This is a genomic window from Salmonella sp. SJTUF15581 (genome assembly GCF_043356775.1).
GTDB lineage: Bacteria > Pseudomonadota > Gammaproteobacteria > Enterobacterales > Enterobacteriaceae > Salmonella > Salmonella enterica.
Map to the genome: position 1 here is coordinate 176381 of NZ_JBEUJY010000007.1, position 11623 is coordinate 188003.

Consider the following 11623-nt stretch of genomic DNA (forward strand, 5'->3'; position numbering starts at 1 on the left):
ATGGGGGTATTGCATAGCAGGGACAAGTCTGACATTCCCGAGTAATTTGGTCAACTATTTACTTGAGTAAATTAGTCAGGTATTTAGCGTTCCGTGCGGCATTAACGCGGTTACTTGCCTTTATTCTGCTGCTCAATAGACGCCAGAATCCCACGCAGAATATTCAACTCCTGGCTTTCCGGGCGGGCGCGGGTAAACAGACGGCGCAATTTATTCATCACCTGCCCCGGATGGTTTTCGCGAATAAAGCCAGTGGAGAGCAACGTCTGCTCCAGATGGCCGTAGAAACGTTCAAGATCGTCCACCAGCGGATACGGTGTCTCTTCATGATCTGCCGCGTCGCCGTTTTCCTGCGTCGCCAGCCAGGCCATACGGACTTCATACGCGATGACCTGTACCGCCATCGCCAGATTCAACGAGCTGTACTCCGGGTTAGCGGCAATCGCGACGTGATAATGGCATTTTTGCAACTCATCGTTAGTCAGCCCGACACGCTCACGACCAAAAACCAGCGCAACCGGCGTATTTGCCGCTTCCGCCACGCTTTTTAAGCCACACTCGCGCGGATCAAGCATCGGCCACGGCAGAGTGCGGGAGCGGGCGCTGGTGCCGACCACCAGGCTACAGCCAGCCAACGCTTCGTCCAGCGTATCGACGATCTGCGCATTACCAATCACATCGCTGGCGCCTGCCGCCAGGGCGATGGCCTGGGAGTCCGGTTTCACCAACGGGTTTACCAGCCACAGGTTAGTTAAGCCCATGGTTTTCATAGCGCGAGCCACAGAGCCCATATTGCCGGTGTGGGAGGTTTCCACCAGCACAATTCGAATGTTTTGCAGCATTGTCTTTCTTCAGCTAAAGATTATTCTGACATCTTACCATAAAACCAAGACAGATTCCGATCTCGCTGCTATACTCTGCGCCGTTTTCCCGTTCTTTAACATCCAGTGAGAGAGACCGATGCATCCGATGCTGACCATCGCCGTGCGCGCAGCGCGCAAGGCGGGTAATGTAATTGCCAAAAACTATGAAACTCCGGACGCTGTAGAAGCGAGCCAAAAAGGCAGTAACGATTTTGTGACCAATGTAGATAAGGCCGCTGAAGCGGTGATTATCGACACCATTCGCAAATCTTACCCGCAACACACTATTATCACCGAAGAAAGCGGTGAGCACGTTGGCACAGATCAGGATGTTCAATGGGTTATCGATCCGCTGGATGGCACCACCAACTTCATCAAACGTCTGCCACACTTCGCTGTTTCCATTGCTGTACGCATTAAAGGCCGTACTGAAGTGGCTGTCGTGTACGATCCGATGCGTAACGAACTGTTCACCGCCACCCGCGGTCAGGGCGCACAGCTGAACGGCTACCGTCTGCGCGGCAGTACCGCGCGCGATCTGGACGGCACTATCCTCGCTACTGGCTTCCCGTTCAAAGCCAAACAATACGCGACCACCTACATTAATATTATCGGCAAGCTGTTCACCGAATGCGCCGATTTCCGCCGCACCGGTTCCGCCGCGCTGGATCTGGCCTATGTGGCTGCAGGTCGTGTCGATGGTTTCTTTGAAATTGGCCTTCGTCCGTGGGATTTCGCCGCGGGCGAACTGCTGGTTCGTGAAGCGGGCGGTATCGTCAGCGATTTCACCGGCGGTCATAACTACATGATGACCGGTAATATCGTGGCGGGGAATCCGCGCGTCGTTAAAGCCATGCTGGCGAATATGCGCGACGAACTGAGCGATGCGCTGAAGCGCTAAGTCTCTTCGGCGGATGGGGCCACTCATCCGCCGTGCCTTTTCAGGCGTTTTTCCTAAACACAGCCTCATCGCTTTACTTGCCTGCATGTTTTTGTACGATCGCTCCCTGCTCCGCTATTGGCATAAAGCGGCAAGGAAGCGAACATGACCCTTCAACATACCCGACGCATCGTCAAATCCCTTTTTATTCTGTTTATCATTGTGGTCTGTATTTATCTGCTACCCCGCGTAGCGATCAATGCCTTTTATTACCCGGACAATAAAGTCTATGGGCCAACCCCTGCCGAAGCTGAATCCATTACCTTTACCGCCAAAGATGGCACGCATCTGCACGGCTGGTTTATTCCCACTGCTTTCGGCAGGCCGGAAAACGCCGTCGCGACGGTGATTCATGTCCATGGCAACGCCGGAAATATGTCGGCGCACTGGCCGTTAGTCAGTTGGCTGCCAGAACGCAACGTAAACCTGTTTATGTTTGATTACCGTGGTTTTGGCGAATCGGAGGGCACTCCATCACAAGAAGGGCTACTGGATGATACGAAAAGCGCGATAGATTATGTGCGGCATCGCGCCGACGTTAACCCCGAGCGCCTGATACTGCTGGGGCAGAGCCTGGGCGGCAATAATGTACTGGCCGCCGTAGGCCACTGCGTAGGCTGCGCAAATATGCGCTACGCCGACCAGGCGGGCATACGTGCGATTATCCTCGACTCAACGTTTTTATCCTATTCCTCCATCGCCAACCAGATGATCCCGGGCAGCGGCTATTTGCTTGATGACCGCTATAGCGCGGATCGCAATATCGCCAGCGTCAGCCCCATTCCGGTATTGATTCTTCATGGCACGGCAGACCATGTTATTCCCTGGCAGGACAGTGAGAAATTGTATGCCCTCGCCCGGGAGCCCAAACAAAAAATCTTCATTCCTGACGGCGATCACATTGATGCTTTTTCCGGACGTTATGCAAACCTTTACCGTGATGCAATGATTAAATTTATTCAGACCGCGCTATCCGCTAAATAGCGCGACGCTGTATATATGCATATTTTATGATTAAGAATATATTTATTATACCGATAGTAAAAACCATTTTTTCCCGTTAGCGAAGGCGGTGGATTAGCGCTAGCGTAACAGTAATATTCAACTGATTTTTATAACAATTTATTTTCATTTGTTTTTCCTGAATATTACTGTGGAGTATGTGATGGCTATCAAAATTACGCCTGACGAGTTTAGTTTGCTTATCCAGCGATTAAACAAAAAATGGCGCGTGTTTGCCCCGTCCGCAGAGTTTCGCGGCGGGCGTTTTTCCGACACTGACAACATTATTTATCAACGGATTAGCGGCTGGCGCGATCTCATCTGGCACGAGAAATCGCACATGTCGCCAAATACCATAATTGCCCCTATCACCGAAACGCTCTTTTATTTCGATAAAGACACCATCCAAATTGCCGAGACAGACACTTCCCCGATAATCATCTTTGCCCGTGCCTGCGACATTAACGCCATGTCGCGGCTGGATTATATGTATTTATCAAATGGGAATAATTCCGATTACAGTTATCAACTGCTACGGGAGCATATTCGTTTCGTCCTTATTGAGTGTGAAGAAAGCTTCGAAAATTGTTTCTGCGTCTCAATGGGTACCAATAAAACTGACTGTTATAGCGCCGCCATGCGTTTTAGCGATGAGGGCGCGCTTGTCAGCATCCGCGATCCCTTTATCGAGGCGGCGATACAAGGGCTGGGGCAGGAGGCTGACTATACCCCCTCTTTCGTCAGCGAAAACCGGGAAACCGTCGTCACGCCGGACAGCGTTTGCCGCGATCCGCAAAAAATTCGCGACATTCTCACCCGCCATCCGCTATGGGACGCCTACGACAGCCGCTGCATCAGTTGTGGCCGCTGCACTACCGGATGCCCAACCTGTACCTGCTATAGCGTCTTTGACGTCGCCTATGATGAAAATCCGCAGCGCGGCGAACGCCGTCGCCAGTGGGCAAGCTGCATGGTGCCGGGCTTTAGCGACATGGCCGGCGGTCATGGTTTTCGCGAAAAACCCGGCGAGCGTCTGCGCTACCGCGCCCTGCATAAGGTCAATGACTACAAAGCGCGCAACGGCATTGAACATATGTGCGTCGGCTGCGGCCGCTGCGACGATCGCTGCCCGCAATACATCAAATTTTCTTTGATTATCAATAAAATGACCGCTGCCGTTCGGCAGGCGCTGGCAGAGGAGGCATAACGCATGTCACATTGTTCCTGTCATGATAAACCGCAGCACAGTTTGCTGCCTGCGGCGTACCGCATCCTCAGTATTACTCGCCACACGCCGCTGGAGTGGAATTTCCGCGTGGCCGTCGATTTTCCCGCGCACTGGGGGCAATTTGTTGAGGTGTCGCTGCCGCGCGTCGGCGAAGCGCCCATCTCCGTTTCCGACTACGGCGACGGCTGGATAGATCTGCTGATTCGTAATGTCGGAAAAGTGACCAGCGCCCTCTTTACGCTGAAAGAAGGCGACAACGTGTGGCTACGCGGCTGCTATGGCAATGGCTATCCGGTCGATACGCTGCGCCATAAACCCTTACTGGTTGTCGCAGGCGGCACGGGCGTCGCGCCGGTGAAAGGCTTAATGCGCTATTTCGTTGAGAATCCCCAGGAAATTGGTCAGCTGGATATGATTCTCGGCTATAAAAATCGCGATTGCGTGCTGTACAAAGAAGAAATGGCGACATGGCGCGGCAAACATAATCTGGTGCTCACGCTGGATGAAGGCGAGGCTGATGACCGTTACCAGATTGGTCGGGTGACCGATCGGCTTGCCGACATGACGCTTAGCGATATCGACACCATGCAGGCCATCGTCGTTGGGCCGCCAATAATGATTACCTTTACCGTAAAAATGCTGCTGCAAAAAGGGCTCAAGCCGGAGCAAATTTGGGTGGACTACGAACGCCGGATGGCCTGCTCCGTCGGGAAGTGCGGCCACTGCCGTATGGGCGAAGTGTATGTCTGCACCGACGGCCCGATATTTAACTACGCTGTCGCGCAACGTTTTGCCGATTAAGGAGAACATCATGAGCATTGATATTGATATCATTAAAGCCCGTGCGAAAAACGAATATCGCCTGTCAAAAGTGCGCGGCGAAGCCATGATCAGCGTCCGCATTCCCGGTGGTATTTTGCCTGCGCATTTGCTAACGGTGGCGCGTGACATCGCCGAAACCTGGGGCAACGGACAAATTCACCTCACTACCCGCCAGAAGCTGGCGATGCCGGGTATCCGTTACGAAGATATCGACAACGTGAACGCCGCGCTGGAGCCGTTTCTTCGCGAGATTGAAATAGAACTGTGCGACGTCCAGATTGAGGATACCAAAGCGGGCTATCTCGCTATTGGCGGGCGAAATATTGTCGCCTGTCAGGGGAACCGCATTTGCCAGAAAGCCAACACTGACACGACCGGTCTGTCCCGTCGTCTTGAAAAACTGGTCTATCCCAGCCCTTATCATCTCAAAACGGTCATCGTTGGCTGCCCGAATGATTGCGCGAAGGCGTCAATGGCCGATCTGGGAATTATTGGCGTGGCGAAAATGCGCTTCACTGCCGATCGCTGTATCGGTTGCGGCGCCTGCGTGAAGGCCTGTAGTCACCACGCGGTAGGCTGCCTGGCGCTGAAGAACGGCAAAGCGGTCAAAGAAGAGTCCGCCTGTATCGGCTGCGGCGAGTGCGTGCTGGCCTGTCCGACGCTGGCCTGGCAACGTAAGCCGGATCAGCTCTGGCAAGTCCGTCTGGGCGGACGCACCAGTAAAAAGACGCCGCGCGTCGGCAAGCTCTTCCTCAACTGGGTGACTGAAGATGTGATAAAGCAGGTGATCGTTAACCTGTATGAATTTGAAAAAGAGATGCTCGGCGGAAAACCGATCTATCTCCATATGGGCCATCTGATCGACAAAGGCGGCTACCTGCGTTTTAAAGAACGGGTACTGCGCGGCGTTCAGCTCAATCCGGAAGCGATGGTCGCCGAACGCATTTACTGGGCCGAAGACGAATCCGTCGCGCGGATGCATCTCAAACCCGCCGGGCACTAATCAACCACGCCATGGCCGCAGCCCGCCCACAGGCTGCGGCACGCTAAACCACATGACCAGCGCCGCAACAAGCAGTATGACCCCTCCGGCCAGCGCCAGCGTTGACCAGCCTACCTGCCGCCATAACGCCGGCGCTTTGTTTCCACTGAGTTTCACCGCCAGAGCACGAAAAGTGTGTACCAGCAGCGCCAGCGAGGTAATCGTTAGCGAGGTTCCCGCCGCCATTGCCAGTACCGACGCCATTCCCCAGCTAAAAACGCCAATCACTTTACTGAATAACAGCACCATTATCGCGCCGGAACAGGGCCGCATCCCCATAGACAGTACGATCATGAGTCGCGCGCGCCAGTCATCGCCGCTATGCAATTGTTCCTGCGTCGGTAAATGCTGATGTCCGCAGCCGCATTTTTCATGGTGAACATGGCGCGGCGTAAAAGCGATAAAGGCAGGTTTACGTAGCAGCGCGCGTAACCTTTTTATGGCCCGCCAGCACAGCAAGATGCCCAGCCCGCCAACTAACGCATAGCTCCCCTTTTCCAGCCAGAAACCGCTCAGATGGAGCTGCCTGGCCGGAAGTTGCAATACGGTCAGCACGCCCACCACCAACCCGATAGCCACGAACCCCTGTAATAACGCGGCGGCGAGGGTTAACACGATACTTGATTTCAGCTTCGAAGGATGCGTCGCCAGCCATGTCGCGATCACCACTTTGCCGTGTCCCGGCCCCAGCGCATGAAGCACGCCATACATAAAACTCAGCAGAAGCAACGATCCGCCCGCCCGCTCAGGATGCGTCGCCACCGCGTTAAGCAGCGCGCTCAACTGCTGATTCACGTCCCGCTGCCAAAGAGCGCTTTTCAACATCACCTGCGGCCAGGCCTGCCATATCCACAGACCGCCAACCAGCATCAGCAGCAGGAATAACGCCAGTGGCCACAGCGAGAGCCAGCGTCGCCCCGGAGTGCGTTGAGAAAAAATTACTGACATTGCAAGGTCACCGTTTGGGCAAACTGTTTACCTAAATCCATATCCTCCGGCGGCGCGTCCTCTTTATCCAGCGACTGGGCGAAACGTAGCGTCTCTTCGCCGGGCGCAGGAGTATAAACCTGAATCCGACACTTTTCGCGCAGCGGTTCCGGCATCGTGATATCGCTGTCCTGGTCATAATGCATATCGACATAATAAGAGGGATCAAACGTTGAAAAGGTATAAGTCTGTCCGCTTAACGGCTGCGGTTCAGCCAGCGGTAGCGTAAAGGTCAATACCGCCTGATGCGCGTCACGCGTCATACCGTATTCTGTCGGCCTGTTTTTAAACTTCACTTTCGCGCCATTGCGCCACACTTCTGTAAAGTAGTGCTGCCCAAGTACGTTAGCCATCACTTCCGCCGCCAACTTTTTCCATATTTCTGACCCCGGTGCCGCGTTTCCGGCGTCATACAGCAGATCTGCGGACGTCAGCGCGTCCATTGTCCAGCGCATTTTTAACGCCACAAATTGCTCATTTTCACTGACCACCTGCGTTTGCAGACGGATGAAGCTGTGCGGATGCGCTGCCGCCACGAAAGATAAAACGGCGAGAAATAGTGTTAAGGCGCTGCGTTTCACTGGCTTCATCTGTTCCTCGCGATAAAAATTCTGTGACGTTCCTCAGCATTCCTGGCCTAAAAGCACGCTTATCACATTTTTCACACGCAAACTTTAGCTATCCTTACCAGACAAACTAACGGGAGACCTGACAGATGATGCCGACAATTGCCCCACCATCTGTACTTTCCGCTCCCCAGCGCCGCTGTCAGGTATTGCTGACGCTTTTCCAGCCGGAGCCAATTGCCACGGTGGAAATCTTCAGCGCGCTTAATGGCGTTGATGATGATACTGCCCGTGAGGATATCACTGAGACAAGCCTGGAGATCCAGCGCTATCATCGCCTTGCCATCACAACATGCCAGAACGGTTGCTATCGGATCGAAGGTACAGCACTCGATCAGCGCCTTTGCCTTTTACACTGGCTCAGGCGCGGCCTGCGTTTATGCCCGACCTTCGTCACGCAACAGTTTACCCCGGCCTTAAAAAACGCGCTAAAGCAGCGCGGTATCGCGCGTCCGCTGTATGACGATATTAATCTGCACGCGCTCATCAATCTGTGCGCCCGCCGGTTGCAAAAACCATTTGAACATCGCGACGTGCAGTTCCTGCGTCTCTTTTTACAGTATTGTCTGCTACAACACCATGCCGGCATCACCCCGGAGTTCAACCCTGTACAGCAGATTTGGGCGCAGTCGTGCGCGGAATATCCACTCGCCCAGGAAATTGGTCGTCACTGGCAGCGCCACGTGATGCAGGCCGCACCGCTCAATGAAGCGCTGTTTATGGCGTTACTGTTTTCAATGATTCGCCTCCCCGACCCGATTCGCGACACGCATCAACGGGCGCAGCAACTGCGACTGGAGGTGGCGCGGCTGGTGCTGCGCTTTCGAGAAAAAGGGAACGTACGCTTCAGCGACGAACAAGGGCTTAACGATCAGCTGTATGTCCATCTCGCCCAGGCGCTGAACCGAAGTTTATTCACGATTGGCATCGATAATACGCTTCCGGAAGAGTTCAACCGTCTTTATCCGCGTCTGGTTCGCACCACACGTGAGGCGCTCGCCGGGTTTGAAGCCGAATATGGTATCCACTTTTCCGAGGAAGAGACGGGGCTGGTGGCAGTGATTTTCGGCGCCTGGCTGATGCAGGATAACGATTTGCATGAGAGACAGATCGTATTGTTAGCGGATAAAAATGATGCGCTGGAGACGCATATTGAGCAGCAACTGCGTGAACTGACCCTGTTGCCGCTGAATATCAGACGGATATCGCTCCAGGCGTTTCAAAAAGAGGGATGCCCGCGCGGCGTAGCGCTGATTGTTACCCCTTACGCCACGCCGCTACCGCTCTTCTCACCGCCATTAATTCATGCGGATCGCGCCCTCACAGAGCACCAACAGCAGCAGATCCGCAAGATCCTGGAATCATGACGCGGCAACCACTTTGGGCCGAAGGAAGATAGCGGGCAATGCCACCAGCGCCATAATCCAGAATACGCCGCCGCCCAGATGTTGATACAGAAAACCGGCAAATACCGTCATAATCGCGATACTGCCGCCCATCGCCACAGCGGAATAGACGGCCTGCAAACGAATCACCTCGCTTCCCTGACGCGCAGCGATATAGCGCATGGCGGCCAGATGGCAAACGGTAAACGTGCCACAGTGCAGGATTTGTATCACAATCAGCCACGGCAACGCCGTACTCCAGCCCATCAGTCCCCAGCGTACCACGCCGCACACAGCAGAAAGCAACAGCAAGTCGCGGGCGCTAAACCGGCGAAATAGCTTTTTACTCAGGGCGAAAATGATCACTTCCGCCACCACGCCCAACGACCATAAATAGCCGACCGCCGATGCTGAATAGCCAGCCCCCTGCCAGTAGATGGCGCTAAAACCGTAGTAGGCGGCGTGCGCCCCTTGCAGCAAACAGACGCAGGCGAGAAAACGCCAACTTTGTGCCACCAGCGTACGCCAGGCGGGCCAGCCTGCGCTCTCCTGCTGACGGCTTTCCCCTTGCGGCGGCACGCTGGGACGTAACAACATACCCAGCAACATCGAGGCGACGCCGAGCGTCAGTAGCGCCAGAATCGCCTGGTAATCGTATAAACTCACCAGCTTACCGGTCAGCGCCGACCCTATCACGAAGGCGATGGACCCCCACAGCCGCACCCGACCATAGTCCAGGGTAATTTGCTTTTGCCAGGTATTGGCCAGCGCATCGGTCAGCGGCACCAGTGGTGAAAAGAAGAGGTTAAACCCAACCATCACCACCATTAGCCACGCGACATGCGTTCCTGCCCAAAATGCCAGCGCAAATACCAGCGTCAGCAATGCCAGTACGCGCAGCGCGGAGATCAACCGCGAAGGATCGCTTACGCGAGGCGCAATGAGCAGACTACCGAGAAAACGCGCGACCAGACCCACGCCCAGCAGAAGACCGATGGTTTCCGGCGTTAGCCCAAGACCTTTGAGCCAGACGCTCCAGAAGGGCAGAAAAATACCGTAACTAAAGAAGTAGGTGAAATAACTGAGCGCCAGCCAGCGCGTGGAATGCAATGCCATGATTCCCTCCCGTTTGGAGGCGATAGTCTGGCGGTAAACGGTTGCGCTGGCAAGGGTAACATAAGGTTAACAGGCGGAGGGAGAAGTTCAAACGACAACGCCGCCGGATAATGACTTCCGGCGGCGTCACGTTATGGCGCATAAGTAATGCCCGACAGACGCAGCGCCATCGGGCCATTCTCACAACACAAGCGCTTACGCGTAAACCGGGAAGCGGGCGCAGATATCCAGCACTTTCGCTTTCACGCGTTCAATGGTGGCTTCATCATTGATGTTGTCCAGCACGTCACACATCCAGCCAGCCAGCTCTTTCACTTCCGCTTCTTTGAAGCCGCGACGAGTAACCGCCGGAGAACCGATACGGATACCGGAAGTCACGAACGGGCTCTTAGGATCGTTCGGCACGCTGTTTTTGTTCACCGTGATGTTAGCACGGCCCAGCGCGGCGTCAGCTTCTTTACCGGTCAGGTTTTTATCCACCAGGTCCAGCAGGAACAGGTGGTTCTCAGTGCCGCCAGACACCACTTTGTAGCCGCGGTTCAGGAACACTTCTACCATCGCTTTGGCGTTTTTCGCCACCTGCTGCTGGTAAACTTTGAACTCCGGCTCCATCGCTTCTTTCAGCGCTACCGCTTTACCGGCGATCACGTGCATCAGCGGGCCGCCCTGCGCGCTTGGGAACACGGCGGAGTTCAGTTTTTTGTACAGCTCTTCATCGCCGCCCTTCGCCAGGATCAGGCCGCCGCGCGGACCCGCCAGGGTTTTGTGGGTGGTGGTGGTGACAACGTGAGCGTGCGGAACCGGGTTCGGGTAAACGCCTGCGGCAATCAGGCCCGCCACGTGCGCCATGTCGACAAACAGGTATGCGCCGATGCTGTCAGCGATTTCACGCATTTTTGCCCAGTCAACCACGCCGGAGTAGGCAGAGAAGCCACCGATAATCATCTTCGGCTTGTGCTCTTTGGCCAGCTTCGCCATCTCGTCATAGTCAATTTTACCGGACTCATCGATACCGTAAGGTACGATGTTGTACAGTTTACCGGAGAAGTTAACCGGGGAGCCGTGAGTCAGGTGGCCGCCCTGCGCCAGGTTCATACCCAGAACGGTGTCGCCCGGCTGCAGCAGCGCGGTGTAAACAGCGAAGTTAGCCTGAGAACCGGAGTGCGGCTGCACGTTAGCGTAGTCGGCGCCGAACAGTTCTTTCGCGCGGTCGATAGCCAGCTGCTCTACGACATCAACGTATTCGCAACCGCCGTAGTAGCGCTTGCCCGGATAACCTTCAGCGTATTTGTTGGTCAGCTGAGACCCCTGCGCCTGCATCACGCGCGGGCTGGTGTAGTTTTCGGAGGCGATCAGTTCGATGTGCTCTTCCTGACGTACTTTTTCCTGCTCCATAGCCTGCCACAACTCGGCATCATAATCGGCAATGTTCATTTCACGCTTTAACATCCGCATCTCCTGACTCAGCTAACAATAAAATTTGTGCCTGAAAAGGCAGTCCGTGGGACTTCGGCCAACAGTATAACCGAATCATTCTTCGATAACAGGTCTTGACAAAGGTTTTTACGCAAACGATTACCTGTGCGTCAGATAAGGGTTTCCTGAACGAGAG

General features: G+C 54.7%; 11 protein-coding genes. 6 read left to right on the plus strand and 5 right to left on the minus strand.

The annotated features are described in order from the left end of the window. Window positions 1-110: 110 nt before the first annotated feature. On the minus strand, window positions 111-842 hold the full coding sequence (trmJ, locus tag ABVN36_RS14400) for a tRNA (cytosine(32)/uridine(32)-2'-O)-methyltransferase TrmJ (protein ID WP_000940032.1): 732 nt from the start codon (window positions 840-842) through the stop codon (window positions 111-113). Window positions 843-960: 118 nt separating this feature from the next. Here trmJ and suhB point away from each other — a divergent pair, with 118 nt between their 5' ends. From suhB to asrC, 5 genes are all read left to right on the plus strand, one after another. Then, window positions 961-1764 (plus strand): inositol-1-monophosphatase, encoded by an 804-nt coding sequence (gene suhB, locus ABVN36_RS14405; RefSeq protein WP_000553467.1) that lies wholly within the window; start codon window positions 961-963, stop codon window positions 1762-1764. Between the two features lie 144 nt (window positions 1765-1908). Further along, the gene (locus tag ABVN36_RS14410) at window positions 1909-2787 is read left to right on the plus strand and encodes an alpha/beta hydrolase (RefSeq protein WP_023138115.1); all 879 of its coding nucleotides are present in this window, start codon (window positions 1909-1911) and stop codon (window positions 2785-2787) included. A gap of 181 nt (window positions 2788-2968) precedes the next feature. After that, window positions 2969-4012, plus strand: coding sequence for an anaerobic sulfite reductase subunit AsrA (gene asrA / locus ABVN36_RS14415; RefSeq protein ID WP_000985209.1), 1044 nt, complete (start codon window positions 2969-2971; stop codon window positions 4010-4012). Between the two features lie 3 nt (window positions 4013-4015). After that, window positions 4016-4834, plus strand: coding sequence for an anaerobic sulfite reductase subunit AsrB (asrB, locus tag ABVN36_RS14420; protein ID WP_000017587.1), 819 nt, complete (start codon window positions 4016-4018; stop codon window positions 4832-4834). Between the two features lie 10 nt (window positions 4835-4844). Further along, window positions 4845-5858: a sulfite reductase subunit C gene (asrC, locus tag ABVN36_RS14425; protein WP_023138114.1), complete on the plus strand. Its 1014-nt coding sequence runs from the start codon at window positions 4845-4847 to the stop codon at window positions 5856-5858. Here the strand turns inward: asrC and ABVN36_RS14430 are convergent, their stop codons facing one another. After that, window positions 5859-6845 (minus strand): nickel/cobalt transporter, encoded by a 987-nt coding sequence (locus ABVN36_RS14430; protein WP_023138113.1) that lies wholly within the window; start codon window positions 6843-6845, stop codon window positions 5859-5861. Beyond that, window positions 6836-7474 (minus strand): DUF1007 family protein, encoded by a 639-nt coding sequence (locus ABVN36_RS14435; RefSeq protein WP_000805728.1) that lies wholly within the window; start codon window positions 7472-7474, stop codon window positions 6836-6838. The genes ABVN36_RS14430 and ABVN36_RS14435 overlap by 10 nt, the downstream gene beginning before the upstream one ends. A 125-nt stretch (window positions 7475-7599) precedes the next feature. Between ABVN36_RS14435 and csiE the strand changes: the two genes are divergently transcribed. Further along, window positions 7600-8877 (plus strand): stationary phase inducible protein CsiE, encoded by a 1278-nt coding sequence (gene csiE, locus ABVN36_RS14440; protein WP_000982961.1) that lies wholly within the window; start codon window positions 7600-7602, stop codon window positions 8875-8877. Here csiE and ABVN36_RS14445 read toward each other — a convergent pair. Together ABVN36_RS14445 and glyA are read right to left on the minus strand one after the other, a co-directional pair. Continuing rightward, window positions 8872-10011 (minus strand): 3-phenylpropionate MFS transporter, encoded by a 1140-nt coding sequence (locus ABVN36_RS14445; RefSeq protein WP_001173729.1) that lies wholly within the window; start codon window positions 10009-10011, stop codon window positions 8872-8874. The two genes, csiE and ABVN36_RS14445, sit on opposite strands and share 6 nt — an antisense overlap. Before the next feature lie 195 nt (window positions 10012-10206). Then, a complete protein-coding gene (gene glyA, locus ABVN36_RS14450) occupies window positions 10207-11460 on the minus strand; it encodes a serine hydroxymethyltransferase (RefSeq protein ID WP_000919178.1) in 1254 nt (417 codons plus the stop codon). Window positions 11461-11623: the final 163 nt, after the last annotated feature.